Below are 23,550 nucleotides of genomic sequence, written 5' to 3'. Positions count from 1 at the left end.
GAGCTCGAAGATCAATCCTCCTCAAATACCGCGTTAACGCTGGCAATCTGCGAAGATATTATCAAACTCTGCAGGACCGTTAAACGGGAGACAAAAAAGCATGATGTGACCCATCCGGATTTAATCCTGACCCTGACCGAAGCGCAAATGCTGCGTAGTACCTGGAAAATCAAAAACCCTTCCTATATGCGGGCTTTTTTGGATCAAGAATTTTGGCTGCGGAACAAAAAACCCGGCGATCTCATCCGGGCGATTTTTGAATTTTACGTTGACTTCTACCTGCTACCCCCCAAGCTGGGAAAACAGCTGCTAGCAACGCTGCAAGAAAAATCAAAAATGCCCAGCCTCGATTTCTTCCAGGAAAACATGCCGGAAGAGGATGAACTGGCAAACAATTTTGCTGCCATCTCGTTCCTAGATGAGGAATCCAACCAGGCCATCATCCGAGCCAACTTGCGCCTGGTCGTAAGCATCGCAAAACGCTATATGAACCGGGGTATCTCCTTGCTGGATTTAATCCAGGAAGGCAACATGGGGCTGCTGCGAGCAGTGAAGAAGTTTGATCCGACCCTCGGCTTCAAGTTCAGCACCTATGCCACCTGGTGGATTCGCCAATCCATCAGCCGTCATATCGCTGAAAATGCCCGCACAATCCGCATCCCAGTCCATATGTATGAATCCATCTCACGCATCATCCGTATTCAACGCAACCTGATGCAGCAGCTGGGACGAGAACCTACCCTGGAAGAGATCTCACTCAACTCTGACTTCATTGATGAAAATGTGGCCGAATCCATCCGCCAGACACAAGCTGCGGACGACCCTCTGAATGCAGACCAAATGCTGGCCTGGGAAGACGCCACTAACAAAGTGAAGAACATCCTGAAGACCGCTGAAGAACCGGTTTCACTTGAAAGACCGGTGGGCGATGAAGATAACAGCACCCTGGCCGATTTCATTGAGGACCAGGACGCCGCTGCTCCATTGGATGCGGCAGCTAAAGAAATACTGCGCGAACAAATCCAGGATTCGCTCTCCTCACTTTCCGATCGGGAACGTCAGGTCTTGCAGCTGCGCTTCGGGCTGAACGATGGCAAAGATCACACCCTGGAGGAAGTCAGCCAATTCTTCGGTGTCACCCGGGAGCGCATTCGCCAAATTGAGGCTAAGGCCCTCCGCAAATTACGCCACCCCAGCCGGAGCAGTGACCTGCGCGAATTCCTCTCCTAAATCTTTAGGAATCCCCATGCACGAACAAGAACCTTTCTCATATCAACAAGCCCGGGACGGCAACCGCTTGCTCTGGGATGAACTCACACCCGTCCATCTCCGCTCTTATGGTGTGGAACGGTTCCTGGCAGGCGAGCCTTGGCTGCCCAAAAGAATCCTCGAAGAGGTCGGCAATGTTCAGGGCAAAACCCTGCTCCATTTGCAATGCCATTTCGGACTGGATACTCTGGCCTGGGCCAGAGAGGGTGCAATTATCACAGGGGTGGACTTTTCCCCTGCAGCTATTCAGGCCGCCGAGAAACTTTCCACACATGCGAATCTGCCAGCTCGTTTCATCTGTTCGGATGTCTACGATCTGCCGGATGCTTTGGATGAGCAGTTCGATATCGTCTTCACTTCCATCGGGGTGCTCTGCTGGCTGAAGGATCTGGATGCCTGGGCAAAGATCATCGCTGACTATCTTAAACCGGGCGGATTCTTCTATATCATGGAAGGCCATCCGCTGATCACCACCTTTGATGAGCGCGGAAAATACCAATTTACGCTGTCCTACTTCCACAACCATGCCCCCTATATCTGGGACGATGAAGGCCCCGATTATAGTGACGGCAAATACATCATCAGCAACCCCAGCTTTGAATGGCAATGGGCTGTCAGTGATATCATCAATGCCATTCTGAATGCCGGGCTAAAGCTGGATTTCTTCCACGAGTTCGATGCGCTGGAAGATCCAGTCTTCCCGGAAATGATTAAGCAGGAAAGCGGCCTCTACACCTACCCCGACATGCCAGTGCCCCTGCCTATCGTCTTCTCCCTGAAGGCACATAAAGACCAATGAGGTCAATTTGAACGCTCAGGAACCTCTCTACCAACAAATTTATGCCATGGTCCGCCGGATACCGCCCGGCCGGGTAACTACCTATGGCCGGATCGCCGCCCTGGTCGGGGGCTGCACAGCTCGAATGGTGGGCTATGCGATGGCCGCGCTCAAACGCGGTACCGCACCGGACGTCCCCTGGCAGCGAGTGATCAATGCCAAGGGTAAGATCAGCGTCCACGGTGACGGGATTGGCAATGCCATGCAACGCGATATTCTGGAGCAGGAGGGGGTCATCTTTGAAGCTGATGGCCGAGTGGACTTTGAGCGGTTTGGTTGGCTGGGCCCGGAAGAAATGGATTAATCTTATTTTCTGGTGCGCTCAAAATCGGAGCACACCCTACAGGTGTAGGTCACGTGCTGCGCAGCGCACGTGACAAAATAACATACGCCGCCATCACTCTCCTTGTACGTAGTAGGTCATGCATGGTGAGGCCACAGGTCGAACCTACGTGACCCGCAAACCACCAACTAATACTTCAATTAAACGCCTAAATGATAAAATAATTTCACTTCGACAGAAGAAATCACCGGGGTTACCTCAAAATACCCGGCGCTGATCAATATTAGTATTGGATTTATGAACAAAAAGGCCTAAGGAGAAAGATCTTGCCTGACCTGAAACTGATCTATCAAAGTGAAGCTGAACGTTACCAGGCCTTAGTCGGCCGGGAGGACTACCAGCGCAATCTGCTGCCTGCCATCCTCTCCGCGGACAGCCTGGAAGGCAAGGACGTGATCGAACTGGGCGCAGGCACCGGTCGGGTCAGCTGTCTGATCCTTCCCCATGTCAAAAACCTGGTCATCTCCGATATCTCCTATCACATGCTGGTCTATGGCCGTGACCGGCTGGCCAAACTCGAACAAAAGAACTGGTCCGCCACTCTGGAATCTCACTTGGCTCTCCCCTTTGCCAATAACAGCGCCGATGTCATCATCGCCGGCTGGAGTTTCTGCTATGCTGCCCTCGATTCAGGTGAAGATTGGCAGCCTGCCCTGGAAGACGCCCTGGCCGAGGTTGAACGGGTATTGCGCCCCGGAGGCAAATTGATCCTGATCGAATCCCTGGGAACCGGACATAAATACCCGCAGGCCCCCGATGTCCTGGTGGACTATCTGAAGTATCTGGACCTCCACGGGTTCATCCCCGACTGGATTCGTACCGATTACCGCTTCAAAGATCAGGAAGAAGCCACCGCTCTGACCACCTTCTTCTTTGGCGAAGATCCCATGCCGATGTGGGAGACCGATGAGGGCGTGATCGTGCCGGAATGTACCGGGATCTGGTGGAAAATCTTTTAGCCCAAGAGATTCCAAGAGTAGATATCAAAGCGGTACCAGCAAACTGGTACCGCTTTTTGTTATCGGTTCAGGTTGAAAAAGTTGTCACATGCGCTGCGCGGCATGTGACCTTCAGTTGGTCGTGTAACAAGCTGATGCGGTGGAACCACACTCCCCTCATCCGGCACTGCGTGCCACCTTCCCCCAAAGGGGGAAGGCTCAACTACGCCCGGATTTCATTGGCTCTTCTATTCAATCATCCTATAGCGCCTGAGGGCTGTCTCAAGGATCATATTGACCAATTCCGTGTGACCCACGCCCTCCGCCGCCGCTTCCATAACAATATCCGAAATGCCGGGGGAAAGCCCAGGCAGCGGGTTGATCTCCAGAATATACGGCTTCCAATCCTCTTTGGCATTCAACCTGAAATCCACCCGGGCCACATCCAACGCACCGGTCACCCGGAAGACAGCCGCTGCCAGCCAATTGAGTTCATCCACCATGTCGTCATCCAGCGGCGCCGGACAGAGGTAATTCAACTGATCGGCCAGAGCCACTTTTAACCGGTTGGCATAGACCGCGTCCGTCTCCAAATAGTCGGTTAGATCCACTTCCATCGGCGGGAAGAACCGCAAACCCGCCTGAATTCGGGGTGCTTCCTCGTTATGGGGCAGCCGCCGCGCCACAGGGCCAACCAGGTTGCCAACCATACCCACAGTCACCTCGCGGCCTTCAATGAATGTCTCGACCAAGGCGGCCTGATGATAGCGGTCGATCATTTGCCCCACCTGCTCGCGCAACTCCTCTTCCGTATTCACAATCGACTTGGCCGATACGCCCATGCCGGTGCCTTCTCGGCTGGGTTTGACGAACAGCGGAAAGGACATCTTCGGGTCCAGCGGCTCATCCACCCGCTCAAAGGTTTGAAAATCCGGTGTGGGCAGGTCATGGTAGGCCAAAACGCGCTTCGTCATCGGTTTATCCAGTCCTAATGCCAGACAAAGCACCTTTGAGCCGGTATATGGAATTTGCAGTTTCTCCAGGATCGCAGGCACCTGCGCTTCCCGGGCATCCCCAAAATGGCTTTCACAAATATTGAAACAGATATCAGGATCATATTTCCGCACGGTATCCACGATAGTGATATCTCCCTCAAGGAATTCACATTCGTGGCCGCCGGCGCGGATCGCTTCAACCAGGGCCTGAACAGTTTTTTCACTATCCAGATCATCCCATTGGTCAGCAGGCATGCCCTCCCAATGAGGGCCGTTAACCTTTAAGTTCGCCAGAAGCGCAACTTTAAACTTATTCATCTGTCTTAGGGGTCTCCTATAAAAAAGGGGGGTGATTAACCAAATTATAACTGTTTTCTCCCCCGCTAAAACATCCCAAATCACGTTAACGATTTTACAAAGTCTTTATCAAAACTAAATCTTGACCATCTATTATAAAAACACTTCAGGAAAGGACCACACTATGATCCTCAATAACCAAAATTACGAATTAGAAACCAAAACCCGGCTCTCCACCGAGCAAATGGCTTTCGAACAGAAGTGGCAGAAGATTCTCAGCCAAATGGACCCTATTACCCTTGAAGAATCCACCGGTGCCAAGCTGATGAAGCGGACCGACATGAAATTTGTCTTCCCCAGCATCCTGCTCCCGGTGATTTTGGATAATCTCAGCCCTACCTACCGGATTCTTGAAGTGGATAACAATGTCCGTTTGCAGCATTATCAAACGCTCTATTTTGATACCCAGGACTTTCAACTCTACCAGCAGCACCACAATGAGCAGCGTGATCGTTATAAATTACGGGTGAGGTCCTACCTCAATTCCGAGATCAACTATCTGGAAGTTAAGAAGAAAGATAACCAAAATATCACCCGAAAATCACGGGTGGAGACACCCTATCCACTCAATGGACAGTCATCGGATATCCAATCCTTCCTCAAGACAACCTTTCCCATGTCCGACCTACCCATGGTGCCAAAGATCACCAACCAGTTCTTCCGCATCTCCCTGGTGAACCGCTTGGGGATCGAACGTCTCACGCTGGATTTGAACCTGCGGTTCTTCAGTCCCTCAGGCACCTTCTCCATTCCTGGGATCGTGATTGCTGAGATCAAACAGCCCCACTTCTCACTCCAATCACCCTTTGTTGCGGAAATGCGCCAAGCTGGTTACCACCCCACCCAATTTAGCAAATACTGCATCGGGGTTGCGCTGGCCTATCCTCACCTCAAGAGGAATGCCTTCAAACCCCTGCTTTTGAACTTAGAAAGACTTGTATTAGGAGGAAGTTATTAATGGATAATATCGGAAGCTTATCTTTGGCGCTTTTTATCGACCTGATCGTCTCCTGCATCATCGTGCTGGGGATCTATTTCCCCACGGAGAAAGATAAAGGCTATGTCCTAACCTTTTTCGCATTCAATATCAGTATATTCCTGATCGCGACCCTCTTCAGTCAGGTTGAGATCAGTCTCGGTTTGGGGTTTGGCCTGTTCGCCATCTTCTCCATCCTTCGTTACCGGTCCGATCCGCTCCCCGTACGGGAGATGACCTATCTCTTTATCCTGATGACCCTGCCGGTGATTGATGTCATCATGCTGGATGAGGATATGATCATCGAAACCATCGTCGCGAACCTGGCTATTCTGGCCATGTTCTTCGTCATCGAAAAGACAATGGGCCTGCGCTATGAAGTGCGAAAATCCATCACCTATGAAAAGATTGAGCTGATCAAACCCGAGCATTATGAAAGCCTGCTTGCTGACCTGCGTGAACGCACTGGGCTGCCGATCAAACGGGCCGAAATCGGCAAGATAGATTTCCTACATGATGTCGCAGACATCAAGATCTACTATCTGTCCGAAAGCTCAAAACCAATCCTCGCATCACGGAAGGAATAAAGTTATGTTAAGAAAAATGGTTTATTTAATTGTGATCTTCACAACCATTATTGCTTTATCTGGTTGTGGAACTGTCACCAAATCTGATGAACAAGCGAATAACGTTTTATCAAACGAAACTTCGATGAGCACAGCAAATATTGACGAAGATTCCGATAATTCGGCTTCAATGACCGATGCCGCCCACAGTAATGACGCTGATCCGGATTACGACACAGTCTTTCCCCAGGACGAAGTCAACCGAATTGACATCACCATTTCAGAGGAAAACTGGGATGCTATGCTGGCGGATATGACCGAACTCTATGGTGAATTCGGTCAGAGCGATGGGATGATGGCCTTTGCTGACACCCCCCAAGACCGTACCCAAGCCAACCCACCAGGTAATCGCCAGGCCCCCGGAGATGGTCAGAATGTACCTCAAGATCTTCCCGAAGCTGGGCAGATGCCGGATAGGGACGCTAATGCGGGCGGTGGGTTATCCGCGAATAACCTCTCGGCCGACTCCACCAACCCCATCTGGGTCACAGCCACCATCTCCTTCGAGGGCGAAACTTGGGATTATGTCGGAATCCGCTTTAAAGGTAATTCCTCCCTTAAGCAAACCTGGTCTTCCGGCAGCTATAAACTCCCTATTAAATTAGATTTTGATCAATTTGAAGACGATTACCCGGAAACAGAAGATCAGCGGTTCTATGGCTTCAAACAGCTCTCTCTGTCCAGTAATTACAGTGACGATTCCTATCTCCATGAGAAGGTAGCGGCAGATATCTTCCGGGATTTCGGTGTCCCCTCAGCCCACACCGCCTTCTACGAAGTCTATGTCGATTATGGCGAAGGACCGGTCTATTTTGGGCTTTACACCATGGTGGAAATGGTTGAGGATACGGTCATCTCACAGCAATTCGAAAGTGACGAAGGTAACCTCTATAAGCCTGAAGGCAGCGGCGCCACCTTTGCCGAAGGGACACTCAACGAGACCTCCTTCGATAAAGAAACTAACCAGGACGAAGATGATTATTCCGATATTGAAGCCCTGTTTGCCGTGCTCCATGACGAATCCCGCTTGACCGATCCAGCTTCCTGGCGCAGTGAGTTGGAATCCGTTCTAAACGTTGAAACCTTCCTGCGCTGGCTGGCCGTGAACACTGTCGTCCAGAACTGGGATACCTATGGCAATATGAGCCATAACTATTTTCTCTACACCGACCCCGAGGATGGTCTGATCACCTGGATCCCCTGGGATAACAACGAAGCCCTCAATGGAAATAGAAGAAGCAGAGCCCTATCCATAAGCTTGGACGAGGTCACGGATAATTGGCCGCTGATCAGCTATCTGATGGAGGACCCCCTTTACCAAGCTCAATACGATTCCTATGTTGAAGCCGTGGTCAACACCGTCTTCGTGCCGGAGGAAATGGCAGAAACCTATCAGTATTATCATGACCTAATTACCTCCTCGGTCCTTGCTGAGATAGATAATGGTATTCGTCAATCCTCAGAAGGTACTTTCGCTAATAGCGTATCGGAGCTGGTCACGCATGTCTACAGCCGTTACGAAGCTGTCCAAACTTATTTGAGCAATTAGATTACTTTCCCCAACCAAGGTAATTTATAAAACAAAGAGGCTGCTCTGGTAACGGAACAACCCTTTTGCTATTTTTATCCTCATCCATAATAGTGTAGAAAAAAGCATATCCTATCTTAATTCTCTGATACAATCAATATTATTATTTTCAAGGGCATCAACTCAAAATGCGTCGGTCACATTTGGGGACGAATAATCGCTTTTCACTATTCTATTAAAAGATTATCAAGTACGTTATTATTGATTAACTAACTTGGAAGTAAATACTCCTTTATACGAGGATAAGATTAAACAAATGAAAGCTGAATACTCCTATATTGACATATTTTCGGGTTGTGGGGGCCTTAGTCTAGGATTATTCAATTCGGGTTGGAAAGGTGTTTTTGCGGTTGAGAAATCACCAGACGCCTTTGCTACATTAAGACATAATCTAATTGATGAAAACCCTCATTTTAATTGGCCAAATTGGTTAACCATTCAAAGTTGGGATATCAAGGATTTATTACAACAAAAACGAGAGGAAATTGAATCATTAGAAGGTAAAGTTGATCTACTTGTGGGTGGACCACCATGTCAAGGATTTTCGACTGCTGGCAAGCGAAATATTCTAGACCCAAGGAATAAACTTATCCACTCGTATTTGAATTTCGTTAAAGCCATAAAACCGCGAGTTTTAGTATTTGAGAATGTTTCTGGCTTCACGTATTCTATGAAAGATAGAATATCAAAAGAGGAAATAAACTTTTCTGAGTTAGTAATAGATGAATTAATAAAAATAGGTTATTCTGATGCAACAGGAAAGACTATCGACTTTTCAGATTATGGAATACCTCAAAAAAGGAAAAGGTTTATTGTCATTGCTAGTCGCGAAGACTTTTCAAAAGCCATTTTTGAGAATTTAGATCAAGGTCGGGAACAATTTCTACAAAGTAAACATTTACCAATAACCAATAGCGTTTCTGACGCTATCTCAGACTTAGAAAAAAGACACGGAACCACAAACTGCGCCGACTCAAGAAAATTTAAGGCGGGAATCACATCATCAGCCGAAAGTGATCTACAAAAATTTCTCCAAATACCGAGTAAAGGCAATTACACGCCTGATAGCCATCGTTATGTAAACCATCGAGAAGACACGGTAGAGTTGTTCAATAAACTCTTAGCGGAGGCTCCTCGTGGAACAACAATTTTAGGAAAAGTACGCGAAAAGTTTGGGATCAAGAAAAGAAGTGTTACGATTCTTGACCGCGGTCAGCCATCGCCAACCATCACAACTATTCCAGATGATTTTGTTCATTATTCCGAGCCTAGAGTGATGACACCAAGAGAGTGTGCTCGTTTACAGACATTCCCAGATTGGTTTGAATTTAAAGGACCGTATACATCTGGCGGAGAGAAAAGAACTCAAATCGTTCCAAGATATTCTCAGATTGGCAATGCTGTTCCTCCCTTATTCGCTGAACAGTTGGGAATGGCCATAATGAAAGTGCTTGATAATGAAAAATGATACCTATCATTTCAGAACAAATACACTTCTTAAGAATCTTGTGGGAAAAGATTTAATCAACGACGACAAGATTGCGGTAATTGAACTGGTTAAAAATAGTATTGATGCTGATTCAAGTGAGATAATAATAAAATTTACAAATTTTCCCGACGAAGGATCCACTACCAAAAGCCAATTAATCATTTCTGATAATGGAATTGGGATGGACTTAAATGATATTCGTGATAAGTGGTTGAATATTGCCTATTCCGATAAAAAAAATACAAGACCGGAGAATCAACGTTTCTATGCTGGAAATAAAGGTATAGGACGCTTCTCTTGTGATAGGCTTGGGAAGGATCTTGATCTTATAACCCGAAAGGAAAATGGGGAATTACTGCATCTTCATATAAATTGGGAAGATTTTGAAATAGATGATAATAAAGACCTCACCATTCAGGAAATCCCAATTGATGTTGAAGTGATTAAGGATGAACTTGATTTTGATTTTTTGAAAATTAATACCTTCCCTAAAAGCGGAACAATATTAATCATATCAAGATTACGAAATAGCTGGGATAGCGAGACCTTAAGTAAATTAAAAACCGCTCTCGAGAAATTCATTAATCCAAATCAATTATTTCAAAAAGAAAAAATAAATATTTATTTATCAATTCCTGAAATAGAAAATACCGAGAAGGGGAAGGAATATAACGAGAGAATCACCGGGAAAATTAGAAATCAAATTTTTGAGAAATTAAAATTTAACACAACCTATATTGAATCTATGATATCTACAACCGGAGATAGAGTCACAACAAAATTGTGGCACGAAGGTGAGAAAGTTTTTGAATTAACTGAGAAAAACGACTCATATCCATTAATTCCTGATACTTATGTAATTATTTATTTCCTAAACCCATATAAAAAGGCATATTTCAAAAGACAAACCGGTGTCCGAACAATAAATTTTGGATCAGTTTTTCTATTTTTAAATGGATTCCGAATTTCTCCATATGGTGATCGTGGTGATGATTGGTTAGAAATTGATGTTAGAAAATCCCAAGGTACTCGCCGTTTTTTGGGTAGCCGAGATATTATCGGTCGAATTGAAATTTTCGGAAATGAGGACCAATATAAACCAGTCTCCAGTAGGGAAGGGTTAAAACAAACTCCTGAGTTTCGACAATTGCGTGAGAAATTTTTCATTGATATTTTACGAAAACTCGAAAAATTCGTTGTTGAAGATTTACAATGGGATAGCGTTCCATCTCACATTAGGCAAGAACTTATAAGCGAAGATGGCATTGATTGGAAGGGAAATAAAGAAGAATATAAAGAATCTTGGGATATTAAAAAGCAAAGAACAATATCTTCTTTGATGACGTTAATTGGATCATCTCCAGATAAAATAATTGAATTCTGGTTTAATCCTGCGTTATTAGAAGGAGTATATGAAACCAAACAAGAAGAAGTAAAGAAACTGCTAGCAGAAATCAATAATATAAACCCCGTAAATATTGATCAAAGGCTTTTACGAAATCTATCCAGAATAAATAAAATTATTGAACAAAAAGAGAGCGACGCTCAAAAAGCCCGCTCAGAAGCAGCAGATTTACGAGTTGAGGTGTCTGAACAACAAAATAAAATCATTGAACTTGAAGAAAAACAGGAAATTTACAAAGCCCAGACAATATTCCTCCGACATGTTACTTCTATTGATGTAGAGCAATTATTAGAATTTCATCACCAAATAGATCTTGATACAAATATTGTCAATAATTACTTATCTAGATCAATCAAAGCGCTTCGTGAAAAATCTGATAAGAAAAATGTAATTGATTTACTCCAAAAAGCAATATTCATAACTAATAGAATATCTACAATTTCTCAGTTTGCAACAAAAGCAAATTTTAGTTCCGGTCTCGCAAAAGAACCAACAGACATACCTGCATACATTGAACAATATATCTACAATGTTTCGAAAAACCATATAGCCCATGATATTAACATAACTATAAATAACGAAATTAATGAACTCTTTGAAATGGAGATAAGCAGGGTTGAACTATCAATGCTAATTGATAATTTCATTAGTAACTCTAAGAAGTCATCTGCAAAGAATTTAATTATTCAAATGTTTATGGTCTCATCAAACACTATTAGAATTTCTTTTATTGATGATGGCAAAGGACTTTCCCAAAAACTACCGAACATTGAATCGATCTTTGAGCCAGGGATAACAACGACCACCGGTTCGGGATTAGGTTTATATCATGCTAAGAATATAGTAAATAAATTAGATGGAAGTATAACCGCTATACCAAACCAACCAAAAGGGCTGGAAATTAGAGTGGAATTAACTAGATGAGACTAACTTACTCAATTATTTGGTTTGATGACAATGAAGATTATATTGATTCTCTCGATAAAGATGAGATTGATAAAATAATTAAAGAATGGGGATTTCAGCCAAATATTTTATATTTATCCGATCCGAAAAAATTCGGATCACTTTCCCCCTTTCGCGAATTTGACCTGCTTGTAATTGATAAGCATATAGAACACTCTCAGGAGGGAGAAAAATTCATTTCAGAGCTTAGAAATAGCAATGTGTATACCGAAGTAATTTTCTATTCAGCATCTGAAATTGATTCTTTGTGGAAATCAATATATGAAGAGCGACTACAAGGTGTTTATGTCTCCGACAGACAAAGTATATTGTCTAAATTAAAAGAAGTTGGTTACCAATCATTAAATAAAATTCTTGATATTGAAAATATGCGTGGAATTGTTATGGCCGAAGTAGGTGAAATTGATCAGACCTTCGATGAAATTACTGAATTAGCAATCAATATATCATCTTCAGATGAATTGGAAGAATTTTATAATGATTTTTTTGACGATAAAAGGGATCATTTAATCGACCAAATAAAATCATTAGCAAATTTCAAAGAAAATAAATCCCTCGGAAATTTAGTTCCACTATGCGATAGCAATAAACGATGGAAGAATTTCCGACGTCTAATTAAAAAGCACAACGAAATAATGAGTTACAATCTTAATGGTGATTACCCTAAAGATGTTCTTAAACCTAGAAATTTCCTTGCTCATGGAATACCTAAAAAATCAGCTACAAGCAATGATGTAATTTTTGAATTTCAAAAAAAACAATTTGTTTACAATGATTCTATCGGAAAAAAAATCCGACGAGATTTACTCCAATATAAACTTGAATTTCAAAAGGTAAGAAACAATATAAAGGAATCTCTGGACAAATAGCACGTAGTTTTTCAAGAAAAGAAATCCCTTTATTCATCCAGCGCCGATGCACTAACCAAGCGGGCCTCTTCAGCCTTCGCCACTTCCATACCTTTCTGCTCGTTCACCCGGGAAAGCAAGAAGCCGCCGGTGATGAAGAAGATGATCAGAGAAACGATGGAAAGTCGGCTGCCACCCATCAGGGTGCTGACCACACCGAACAACAGGGGGCCAACTGTCCCGGCAACCTTTTCACTTACGCTGAAGAAGGAATAGAATTCGGCCGATTTGCTCTTGGGCACCATCCGGCTGAAGAGGGAGCGGGAAAGCGCCTGGCTGCCACCCTGAACGGTCGCCACACCAAAGCCCAGAATCCAGAAGTGGATTTCTTTGGTCATGAAGTAGCCACCAATGGCAATGATGGTATAGATCAGCAGGCTCAGGAGGATTGAGCGTTTCGTTCCAAATTTCTTCCCCAGCCAGCCAAACAGCAACGAGAAGGGGATGGCCACAAACTGCACCATCAGGAGGGTGCCGATGGTGGTCGTAGCGCCGAAATTCAATTCCGTCCCGTAAATCGTCGCCATCACGATGATCGTGCCAATGCCGTTGTTATACAGCCAGAAGGCAATAATGAACTTGAACAATTCCTTAAACTTGCGAATCTCACCGAAGGTGTGAGCAAGGCGGCTAAAGCTGGCCTGCACCGGGTTAAAATGTTCTTCGCCTTTTAAGATTCGCCGGGCTGGTTCCTTCACCCAGCGCCAGAGCGGAATGGTGAAGATGAGCCACCAGCCGGCTACCATCAGGAAACTGATCCGGCTCATCAGCGCTGATGCAGCACCGTCTTTGGCCGTCATAATCATGGCCAGGTTGATCGCCAGCAGGATTCCGCCGCCAAAGTAACCAAAAGCATAACCCCGGGAAGAAACCTCGTCACGTTCTTCCTCATCGGCCACATGGGGCAACAAAGAGTCATAAAAGACATTCGCCCCCGCAAAACCAACATTACCGATGATATAGAACACCGAAGCCAGCAGCCAGTCGCCTTCTTTGATGAAGAAAAGAAGCGCCGCACCGGCAATCCCAAGTAGCGCAAAGATCGTCAAGAATTTCTTCTTTGAACCGCTGAAATCCGCCATAGCACCCATCACAGGCCCCATCAGCGCCACAATCAGCAATGCAATGGTGGTCGTGTAGCTCCAATAAGCTGTGCGGATGTTCGGCGCTAAATCCGCTGCCGCAACGCTTGCATAGTACACCGGCAACACTGCGGCCGTAATTGTGGTGACAAAGGCGGAATTCGCCCAGTCATACATCACCCAGCCAAATATTGCGCGTTTCTTCTCTTTTTGCTCCATAGGGAAATCCTCCTGATTCAGAGTGTCAGCTAATAATATAACCGATTAAAGTCGGATTTGGTACAGAATTTGATTTATCAGGGGAATCTAGGGGCAAGGCCGGATTGAACTGTATCCATCCACAACCCGATCCGGTCATTGGGGAGTGGCCGGCTGAGGAGAAAGCCCTGAACATAGTCACAACCATGCTCTGTCAACCAATCCAACTGCTCCTGTGTTTCCACCCCTTCGGCAACGGATTGGATCTCAAGTGCTTCGGCTAATTGAATGATAGCTTTGATAATGGCTTGGCTTTTTGAGGCTTCAATGTCCTCTTTAACAAATGAGCGGTCAATTTTTAGGTATTGAACCGGCAGCATATAGACATATTCAAATGAGGAATACCCCGTGCCGAAGTCATCAATTGCGATCTTCGTTCCCAGGTCACGCAAGGCCATGACAGTCTTAATAGATTCCACCTGATCTTCAATCAATGATGATTCCGTCACTTCAAAGACCAGGCGCGAGGCATCAACCTTATAAGCTTCCAGTAGTTTCACCAATGTATCAATCCACTGCCCGTCGATCAGCAGCCGTGTGGAAAGATTGATGGATACAAAGCCTTCATAATCCGGCCAATTGCTGATCTTCTTGATCGCCGTTTTCATCACCCAGTCGTGAATCAAGAAAATCAATGAAGTATTTTCACAATAGGGCAGGAAATCCATCGGCTGCAGATAGCCCAAATCAGGGTGATTCCAGCGGATAAGCGCCTCCACCCCAACCACTTCCGAAGACTGGAGTTTGATGATCGGTTGGTAAAAGAGTTCAAAATGATCCTTGTTTGCAGCAGCTTTGATCTCACCTAGCAACCGCTGAGTTTTCCGGGAAGATTGATCCGTTTCCGGTTCATACAACGCACAATTCAGTTTTTGATCCGCTGCCAAATTGGCGGCCCAATTTGCCTTGCGGAAAAGTGAAGAGGGCGCCAGGTTTTCAACCGAGTCAACCGCGATGCCAACACTGATCTTAAAGAACAGGGGAATCCGGTTGATCTGGATAGGTTTCTCAATCTTGTAGAAATTCTGCTCGATATAATCTCTTATCTCATCCAGAGAAAATTCGTTCAAATTGAGATAAAAGAAAAAGGTGTGGGAAAAATAATGATAAATATTAGTTTCAACAGGCATCAAACAACGAATCATCTGGGAAAACTTCACGGAAAGGGCACGCGTCTCTTCCACATTAAAAATCGCCGTGACCTCTGAATAATTATTGATCCGGATCGCCACCAGAGCAATCTGCGTCCCAGGTTCAGCGTCCTGTTTTTCGCAATTTAGAGCATCGATGAAGTGATTGTAATTTGGCAGTCCCGTTTCGGGTGAATGGGTCGCCATCCACGAAACCTCATCCGTCCTTTTATTGACCACTGTAAAAAGAAAGCCGGAGATTCCGCCCACACCGGTAAACATCACCAACCGGTACAGCCAGTTCATCAAGTCCTGCATTTCACCTGTGCTGACCGAGATGGGCATTATCGGTCCTAAGACCAGGCCTCCAATCATCCCCGCCAATATTCCACCAAAGGGCCCAAAGAAATATGCCGCCAATAAGATTGGGAGATACATCGTATGGGAAAAGACATACTTGATTCCCCCAGTAATCCGGACCAAAAAATAAACAGCCGCGATTAAACCAGCAAGCAGAAAAAGCTTGCCGAGAGTGACTAACTTTGAGTTACTTCGGAGACAGGTCATAGTTCTCAAGGGACTACCAATAACGGTAGCTTACTAAGTAGAAATACAATAATGGTTATTAAGCTCACAATTGAGTATAACAAACAGCAAGCCTCAGGCTAGTATCTAAATTTAGGGGTAAAAAATCATCTTCTTCTCATAAATGGGACTCGCCGGACTCAATCTCCGGCAGGTATAATTAAAGTTTGCGTAATGGCCTCCGAAGCGCATCTGAACTTCAATTCTTAGACCATTTGTACTATACTTAGCAGAATGAGCGAAAATATTAACATGATGGCAAGAGACAACCTGCGCGTAATTGGCGCGCGTGAGCACAACCTAAAAAACATCACCGTTGAAATCCCTCGGGATAAATTCGTGGTGATCACCGGTCTCTCAGGTTCCGGTAAAAGTTCCCTGGCATTCGATACGATCTTCGCTGAAGGGCAGCGCCGCTATGTGGAATCACTTTCGGCCTATGCCCGTCAGTTCCTCGGTCAGATGAACAAACCGGATGTGGACAGCATTGAAGGGCTTTCCCCCGCGGTTTCTATTGATCAAAAGGCCACTTCCCATAATCCGCGTTCCACTGTTGGCACGGTCACAGAAGTGTATGACTATCTGCGGCTGCTCTATGCCCGCGTCGGCATCCCCCACTGCCCAATTTGCGGGCGAGTGGTCCAGAAACAATCCGCCCAGGAGATCGTGGAAGATATCGAAGCACTGCCCAAAGACAGTCGCCTGCAGATCCTTTCCCCTCTGGTTCGGGAGCGTAAAGGCACTTACCAGGCTGTCTTCGAAGAAATCCGTAAGGCAGGGTTCGTCCGCGCCCGGGTAGATGGCGAAACCTACCCCCTGGATGAGGAATTTGACCTCGATCGCTACAAAAAGCACACCATCGAAGCAGTGGTTGACCGGTTGATCCTGCGCGAGACCGAAAATGACGAGGACGCCCAGGCTGCCCGGTCCCGACTGACCGATTCGGTAGAGACTGCGCTCAAATTTGGCGATGGTTATATCACTGTCCAGATCCTCTCACAGGACGATCCCCGCGATATTCAGTTCTCGGAACATCTGGCCTGCCCGGAACACGGCAGCGTGATCACTGAGATTGAACCCCGCACTTTTTCCTTCAACACACCCCACGGCGCTTGCCCCACCTGTCAGGGTCTCGGCAGCTATCGTGAGATTGACCCGGACCTGCTGATCCCGAACCGCTCCCTTTCGCTGAAAGATGGCGCAATCATCGATTCAGCCTGGAGCGGGCCCAAGGAAGATGGCGGATACTACTGGCAGATGCTCGAAGCCGCCGCCAATAAGTATGATGTTGACCTGGAAGCGCCCGTTTCCTCCCTTCCGGAAGAAAAACTTCATGTCATCCTATATGGCACCGGAGATGAGGAGATGACCGTTGAATATACCGGCCGAAATGGACGGAAAAGCTCCTTCAAAGCTAAATTTGAGGGTGTGATCCCCAACCTTGAACGCCGCTACCGAGAGACCAATTCAGAACATCAGCGCGGCAGGATCGCAGAATTCATGAGCGACCGGCCCTGCCCGACTTGCGGCGGCGATCGGCTGCGAAAAGAAGCCCTGGCCGTCACCGTGGATGGCAAGAACATCGTCGAGGTCACCAAATGGCCAGTGCATAAAAGCCTGGACTGGGTGGAGAAATTAACCAGCGACGATACCCCCTTCAACCATCGAGACACCCTGATCGCTGAGCGAATCCTCAAGGAGATCAAGGCCCGATTGGGTTTCCTGGTCAATGTGGGGCTCGATTACCTCACCCTGCAGCGTTCTGCCGGGTCACTTTCCGGTGGCGAAGCCCAACGCATCCGCCTGGCAACCCAGATCGGCTCCCGGCTGATGGGCGTGCTTTATGTGCTGGATGAGCCCTCAATTGGCCTGCACCCCCGCGATAACGAACGCCTGCTGGTCACGCTGGAAGGCATGCGCGACCTCGGTAACACCGTGCTGGTCGTTGAACACGACGAAGAAACCATCCGCCGCGCTGACTGGATCGTGGATCTTGGGCCGGGCGCCGGTGATCTGGGCGGCGAAGTGATCGCAGAAGGCCCGCCGGAAGATATCATCAACAATCCCAACTCCCTGACCGGCGCCTACCTCTCCGGACGGAAATATGTGCCCGTCCCGGAAAAACGACGGGATGGCAACGGCAAGCACCTTGTGCTGACAGGTGCGACCCAAAACAACCTCAAGGATGTCACCCTGGATATCCCTCTAGGCAAGTTCGTCTGCATCACTGGTGTCTCGGGGTCAGGCAAGTCCTCCCTGCTGATCGATACACTCTATAAAACCCTGGCCAAACAGCTTCACGGCGCACATACCAGCCCAGGCGATTTTCAATCGCTGGAAGGTGTGGAGCATCTAGACAAGATCATCAATATTGACCAATCCCCCATCGGCCGGACGCCGCGCTCCAACCCCGGCACCTACACCGGTGTGTTTGATTCGATCCGGGACCTCTTCGCAGAGCTGCCGGAAAGCAAGATGCGCGGCTATCAAAAAGGACGCTTCTCCTTCAATGTTAAAGGGGGACGGTGCGAGGCATGCGCCGGGCAGGGACAACTCGTGATCGAGATGCAATTCCTGCCGGATGTCTATGTCCCCTGTGATGTCTGCCACGGCAGCCGCTATAACCGCGAGACCCTGCAAATCCGCTTCAAGGATAAAAACATCGCAGAGATCCTGGATATGACCATTGACACTGCCGCTGAATTCTTCAAAGCGCATCCCAAGATCACCCGCCGGCTGGAGACCCTGCAGGATGTCGGCCTGGGCTATATTCGATTGGGACAGGCCGCCACAACCCTATCCGGCGGCGAAGCACAACGGGTCAAACTCTCAAAGGAACTATCCCGTCGCTCCACCGGCAGCACACTGTATGTCCTGGATGAGCCCTCGGTGGGTTTGCATGCCGCAGACGTGCACCGCCTGATTGAAGTGCTCCAGCGATTGGTGGATGAAGGCAACACAGTCGTGATCATTGAGCATAACCTGGATATCATCAAAGTGTCAGACTGGATCATAGACCTCGGTCCCGAGGGCGGGGACGCCGGCGGGGAGATCATCGCCACTGGTACCCCCGAACACCTCTGCGAGGTCAAACAATCTTATACCGGTCAATTCATGAAGAAGATTCTGGACTGCACAAAAACTGCGCGATCTTAACCTTTTTTATGCAATTAAGGGTATTTTTAACAGACTCGACCTCATTTTGATTATCGGTTAAAATATAGCCACCAAAACTCAATGTTGGGACAGCCCTGCGCGGGATTATGGGCCGATCCTCATTTGAAAAAGGAAACCTTATGCGCAATAAAAACGCGAAGAACGTCATTTCATCGTACCGAAGAAAACAACAAATGGGTCCTTATATCCTTGGCGGCCTGGCAATCCTCTTGGCTGTTGCCGGGATCGTCTTGCTGGTCGTCTATCTGACCGGCGGTGGTGGCGGCATCACCCTCTTCAAGACCAAGACACCGATCCCTACCGAAACCCCAACACCGACGCCGGTGACACCGACATCCACACCTACGATGACAGCAACCATCACCATGACGCCCACCATCACAGCTACAGTAACACCATCCGGTCCATTTGAATATGTTGTTCAGGAAGGCGATAACTGTACATCGATCGCTGGACAATTTGATGTTGATGTGGACGTATTGCTTGCACTCAACAGTTTGAACAGTTCCTGCTATATCACACCGGGCCAGACGATCATGATCCCCGCTCCCGGCCAGATATTGCCTACTGTAACCCCATTGCCAACCGATATCGCTCCCGGCACTTTGATTGAATATACCGTTCGAGCCGGCGACAATCTTTATGACCTGGCTGAACGCTTCAATAGCACCGTGGATCGCATCTTTTCGGAGACCAACAAATACCGTCAGGCAAATGATTTGGATGTGATGGAAGATGAAGGCGACCTCTATGTCGGCGATGTCGTTGTCATTCCAGTGAACATCGTCACTCCTGTACCCACAACCACCAGCACACCCACTGCCACAGCCACACCGACGCCTTAATCAAAGCACATACACGCAATTCAAATCAGCGGCCTTCATAAATCAAAGGCCGCTGATTTTTTATTTCCCAGCAAAAAGCTTCGTTCTGGGTATAATACCAATACAACATCTTCTACCTTACCGGATCGTATCATTGAGAGGGGCAAGTCGATCCGTCTTCCGAAATTATGAAACCATATCTCCGAATCTTACTCATTCTGGTTGTTGTCCTCCTCGCTGCAACGTTGATCTATTTGCAATTCAACAATAGGCAAGGCGACATTCAAGTTGATGCGGTCACCCTGACCGAAAACGGACAGGTTGGTGTTTATGGCCCGGTTGGACTGCAATTCGACCGCCCCATGGACCAATCTTCAGTTGAAGATCGGATTTCGTTCACACCAAAAACCCCGGGGCGTTTTGTGTGGGAGCAAAACACCCTCTGGTTCTACCCGGATGAGCCCATCGATCCGATGCAGGGGCTATCCCTTTCCCTCCGATCCGGTGCGAAATCCTCGGATGGCGAAACTCTAAATTTGAAAATGGAGTGGAACCTCTCCATCCGTTCCACGGAACTTCTATATCTCGTCCTGGCCCAGAATGGCGGTGACCTTTGGCGCTGGAGCTTTACTGATCAAGCAGGTGTAGTCCTGACGGATACCGGCGGAAAGATCATTGACTATGCCCCTAACCGGGTCGGTGAGGTCATTGTTTACGCAGCCGAGAACGATGAGGGCGGCAGCGACCTTTGGACCATAGACCGCGACGGCGCAGTCCAGACCTTAATCGTCGATTGCGGGTCGGATTACTGCAGCCAGCCAGCCTGGTCAACGGAAAGTGCCTTGATCGCTTATGCCCGGCAAGATCGCAACGAGGTGACCGGCCTGTTACAATCCCCCCAAATCTGGCTTTACGACACACAGACCCTTGAGACGACTCCCCTTTACCCTGAGGCAGCCGTCACAGGAGAGCTGCCCTCCTTCTCGCCGGACGGTCAACATCTAGCGTTCTACAATTTCGATCAGCGCGCCATTCAAATCCTGAATCTGGAAACAGCCCAGGAAACGCTGATTCCCACCGAAGTGGAAGAAATGGGGGACTGGTCATCTGACGGAAACAAGCTGCTGTTCACCGATCTAATCCCTTCCGCTCTGGAACCTGAAGCTGCGTTATTCATCGCAGACCTGACCGATCAAAGCGTTGAACGAGTCCTGCAAGAGGATTCGGAAGGCACCATTTTCAGCCAACCCCGATATACCCCCGATGGCGAATGGATCGCCGTCAGTCTGCGGGCGGTCAATTCCACCAACAGCAAAGCCTTATGGGTGCTCAAACTGGATGGCCGCGAGATCCAACTAATTGCCAACATACCCGCCGTGACCTTCAGCTCCTATCATTGGAGTCCTTCCGGTCAGCGCCTGATCTATCAAAGCCTGGATACCGGCAGTACAGGCTTCCCTACCGCTGTCTGGCTTTGGCAATGGGGAAGGGCTGAAAGCGAGCGGATTATCGAGGATGCCGCCCGTCCGGTTTGGCTGCCCTGAATCACATCCAACCCGCGAGGTTTTGAGAGGATTCTCCCCCTAAAATAAATTCATCTTGCAAACCATACTGACAGGAAGTGGCGAGATGAAAAACTTACAATGCCCAAAATGCCGCTCAAATGAGATCATCCGCATTCCCGGCGAATTCCAGCCTCCGGCTATGTTCAGCGGCGCGAAACCACCCTCCAGCTTTAAATCCATCCACACCACAAAGTATTGCTGCACAATTTGCGGCTATATGGAAGAATGGGCGGATGACCCCAAGGATCTGCAGGATCTGCTCAAAAAGTATGGATTCTGACCGAAGGATTCTAGGCGGGTTTAATTTGCACCCAGTGTTCACCAGCGGGGCCTTCAGGCCAATAAAATAACCGCTCGATCTCCGGCTGGTAATCATAGGTCCCATCGGACACCGTAATCTTGATCCCGGCGTCATAGTGATATTCCGGCACGAAAATTTCTGTCGGTGCAGTCAGTTGCTCGTCCCCCAGAAAGCTGAATTTGAAGTGCTTACTGCGCATATCGAAGGAAAAGGCCAGCGGCTCACCGGCGGTTGCCAGTGGATAGGGCCGGATAAAGGCAGCTGGCGCCCGGGCACCGGAATTGATATCCATTGGGTTGGTTTGCTGGTCCCGGCTGAAGATAGAAAGGTCTTCCTCATTCCAAAGATCGCCATGTGCATTGGAGTTATCCGGCGTGTAATTCCAAAGCGTGGCATGCAGGAGGTTTGCTTCCAGAGCCTGGAAAGATCTATCCAGAGCCTGCTCTTGTTTGCTAAAATCACCGGTTTCATAGGCCTTCTTGGCATACATGTCAAAAGGAATGCCAAACTCACCAATCAAGGTGGGGATATCACCTAATTTTTCCACTGTTCGGTTTTTAATGCCGCCAAGCACCTGGCGGAACATCTTCTTGACCCGCCCGGGGCCCAGAACAACGTTCTCTGTGATCAGGTCAAAGCCTGCGAAAGAGCGGTATTGTTTAGTGATCAGGGTCAGGTCATCATACCAATGCGAGGAATCAACAATCCCGCTGATATCCTCCTCGGTCCAGGTGGGCATCGTCTTGTGCGGCACGCTTTCAATGAAGATCAGCTTACCGGGATCTGCCTGGCGAATCTCTTCGCCAAAACGGTTGATAAAGGGCTTCAGGAAGTCATTATTGAATTCCACAGGCCGCCCCATAAATTGAGCAAAATAATCCGGGCGCAGCAATTTAGGCTGCCCCTGCTTATCATAGTCCCAAACGCCATTGGCGCGCCACACACCGACCTGGTTGCCCTGCCAGGCCCGTAAACCATTCGGATTGAGCAGGCGAGTGCCGGTCTTTTTGATACCCAGGCCTTTCAGCTCAAGGAAATCCACTTCAGTAGGAATCCCATCCGCCAACATCATGCTCTGGAAGGGTGTCGGAGTATCGCCCAGCATATTTTCGGTCTCGTGGGCGGCCAGGTTCGCCATCCCAATCCAACCTTCCGAAGGCTCATTGAGCGAATCATAGCCGATCACCCAGGGCAAGCCCTTCAATCGGCTGGCGATTTGTTTGATGGCAGCAATATAGTGTGTTTGTAAAAATTCCTGGGCTGGCTTGCCATCAATCATCGTCTTGGAAGCAAACTCATTCCCTGCGAAGAACAACATGAACATCGTGGCGGAGGCCAATTTATAACCATTGGTGAACCAGATCATCCGGGGATAGTCATCGCCCACCATCGCGTGCACAAAGGCTGCTCCGGTATCGTGCAAATTTTCAAGGTTGAAGCCAACCGATTCCAAGGTCCAGCCCGGCGCGCCATCACCACCGGAGAAGCGCGACCAGACATCCTGGTGCGGATCAATGAACACCCGCAGGCCATGTTCCCCGGCCTTATTTACCACTGCTGTCAGATAATCGAGATATGCCTTGTCATAAATCCCCGGGCCAGCATGTTCGATCGCTTCCCAGGTCGTCAGGAGCCGCAAAGTTGTCAGCCCCCAGTGACGCAGCCGCCGAAAGTGTTCATCCGCCTCCGCCAGTGGGAATGGTCGCCCAACGAAACTCACCTCACGGTGACTAAAAAAGCCCTCACGCAAATGTGTTGCACCGTTTGGTTCCACCGGCACCTTTGAAGCACCGCTGAGATTCACCCCCCGTAAAAGCAATCGTCGGCCAACTGCATCAAGGAACCAATGACTTGAGGTCTGCATTTTATTCTCCTATGGTTATAAAAAACCGCTGATTCATTCATCCCGCCAAATGATCAACGATTATCC

At 47.8% G+C, this 23,550-nt stretch carries 18 protein-coding genes; 14 read left to right on the top strand and 4 right to left on the bottom strand.

Annotation, left to right across the window (positions count from 1 at the left end):
• The first annotated feature begins 147 nt into the window (after positions 1-147).
• From JR338_10150 to JR338_10135, 4 genes are all read left to right on the top strand, one after another.
• Positions 148-1,230 carry a sigma-70 family RNA polymerase sigma factor gene (locus JR338_10150; GenBank protein ID QRN84417.1) on the top strand — a complete coding sequence of 361 codons (1,083 nt, stop codon included), beginning with the start codon at positions 148-150 and terminating at the stop codon, positions 1,228-1,230.
• Positions 1,231-1,246: 16 nt separating this feature from the next.
• The gene (locus tag JR338_10145) at positions 1,247-2,068 is read left to right on the top strand and encodes a class I SAM-dependent methyltransferase (GenBank protein ID QRN82770.1); all 822 of its coding nucleotides are present in this window, start codon (positions 1,247-1,249) and stop codon (positions 2,066-2,068) included.
• 7 nt (positions 2,069-2,075) lie between these two features.
• Positions 2,076-2,411 (top strand): MGMT family protein, encoded by a 336-nt coding sequence (locus JR338_10140; GenBank protein ID QRN82769.1) that lies wholly within the window; start codon positions 2,076-2,078, stop codon positions 2,409-2,411.
• A 305-nt stretch (positions 2,412-2,716) separates the two neighbouring features.
• Complete coding sequence (locus tag JR338_10135) at positions 2,717-3,409, top strand: class I SAM-dependent methyltransferase (protein ID QRN82768.1); 693 nt, start codon at positions 2,717-2,719, stop codon at positions 3,407-3,409.
• A gap of 227 nt (positions 3,410-3,636) precedes the next feature.
• Here the strand turns inward: JR338_10135 and JR338_10130 are convergent, their stop codons facing one another.
• Positions 3,637-4,701 carry a hypothetical protein gene (locus tag JR338_10130; GenBank protein ID QRN82767.1) on the bottom strand — a complete coding sequence of 355 codons (1,065 nt, stop codon included), beginning with the start codon at positions 4,699-4,701 and terminating at the stop codon, positions 3,637-3,639.
• 163 nt (positions 4,702-4,864) lie between these two features.
• Between JR338_10130 and JR338_10125 the strand changes: the two genes are divergently transcribed.
• From JR338_10125 to JR338_10100, 6 genes are all read left to right on the top strand, one after another.
• Positions 4,865-5,698, top strand: coding sequence for a polyphosphate polymerase domain-containing protein (locus tag JR338_10125; protein QRN82766.1), 834 nt, complete (start codon positions 4,865-4,867; stop codon positions 5,696-5,698).
• Positions 5,698-6,303 (top strand): DUF4956 domain-containing protein, encoded by a 606-nt coding sequence (locus tag JR338_10120; GenBank protein ID QRN82765.1) that lies wholly within the window; start codon positions 5,698-5,700, stop codon positions 6,301-6,303. The genes JR338_10125 and JR338_10120 overlap by 1 nt, the downstream gene beginning before the upstream one ends.
• A 4-nt stretch (positions 6,304-6,307) precedes the next feature.
• Entirely contained in the window at positions 6,308-7,891 is a 1,584-nt protein-coding gene (locus JR338_10115; GenBank protein QRN82764.1) for a CotH kinase family protein, read from the top strand.
• A 295-nt stretch (positions 7,892-8,186) separates the two neighbouring features.
• Positions 8,187-9,398 (top strand): DNA cytosine methyltransferase, encoded by a 1,212-nt coding sequence (locus tag JR338_10110; protein ID QRN82763.1) that lies wholly within the window; start codon positions 8,187-8,189, stop codon positions 9,396-9,398.
• Entirely contained in the window at positions 9,388-11,748 is a 2,361-nt protein-coding gene (locus tag JR338_10105; GenBank protein ID QRN82762.1) for a sensor histidine kinase, read from the top strand. Before JR338_10110 ends, JR338_10105 begins: the two co-directional genes overlap by 11 nt.
• On the top strand, positions 11,745-12,659 hold the full coding sequence (locus JR338_10100) for a hypothetical protein (protein ID QRN82761.1): 915 nt from the start codon (positions 11,745-11,747) through the stop codon (positions 12,657-12,659). The genes JR338_10105 and JR338_10100 overlap by 4 nt, the downstream gene beginning before the upstream one ends.
• 29 nt (positions 12,660-12,688) lie before the next feature.
• Here the strand turns inward: JR338_10100 and JR338_10095 are convergent, their stop codons facing one another.
• Positions 12,689-13,999, bottom strand: a complete 1,311-nt coding sequence (locus JR338_10095) for an MFS transporter (GenBank protein QRN82760.1) — start codon at positions 13,997-13,999, stop codon at positions 12,689-12,691.
• A 77-nt stretch (positions 14,000-14,076) separates the two neighbouring features.
• Entirely contained in the window at positions 14,077-15,513 is a 1,437-nt protein-coding gene (locus tag JR338_10090; GenBank protein ID QRN82759.1) for a GGDEF domain-containing protein, read from the bottom strand.
• Positions 15,514-16,008: 495 nt separating this feature from the next.
• On the opposite strand from JR338_10090, the gene uvrA reads away from it, so the two are divergent.
• The 4 genes from uvrA (at position 16,009) to JR338_10070 (ending at position 21,599) form a co-directional block, all read left to right on the top strand.
• Complete coding sequence (gene uvrA / locus JR338_10085) at positions 16,009-18,909, top strand: excinuclease ABC subunit UvrA (protein ID QRN84416.1); 2,901 nt, start codon at positions 16,009-16,011, stop codon at positions 18,907-18,909.
• A 140-nt stretch (positions 18,910-19,049) separates the two neighbouring features.
• Positions 19,050-19,775, top strand: a complete 726-nt coding sequence (locus tag JR338_10080) for a LysM peptidoglycan-binding domain-containing protein (protein ID QRN82758.1) — start codon at positions 19,050-19,052, stop codon at positions 19,773-19,775.
• A 167-nt stretch (positions 19,776-19,942) separates the two neighbouring features.
• Positions 19,943-21,298, top strand: coding sequence for a PD40 domain-containing protein (locus tag JR338_10075; GenBank protein QRN82757.1), 1,356 nt, complete (start codon positions 19,943-19,945; stop codon positions 21,296-21,298).
• 85 nt (positions 21,299-21,383) lie between these two features.
• Entirely contained in the window at positions 21,384-21,599 is a 216-nt protein-coding gene (locus JR338_10070; GenBank protein ID QRN82756.1) for a hypothetical protein, read from the top strand.
• A gap of 10 nt (positions 21,600-21,609) precedes the next feature.
• Here JR338_10070 and JR338_10065 read toward each other — a convergent pair whose 3' ends face one another.
• Positions 21,610-23,484: a cellulase family glycosylhydrolase gene (locus JR338_10065; protein QRN82755.1), complete on the bottom strand. Its 1,875-nt coding sequence runs from the start codon at positions 23,482-23,484 to the stop codon at positions 21,610-21,612.
• Positions 23,485-23,550 lie beyond the last annotated feature (66 nt).

The sequence above is a fragment of the Chloroflexota bacterium genome, assembly GCA_016887485.1.
Taxonomy (GTDB): domain Bacteria; phylum Chloroflexota; class Anaerolineae; order Anaerolineales; family Anaerolineaceae; genus Brevifilum.
This window is presented reverse-complemented; position numbering and strand designations above follow the sequence as displayed.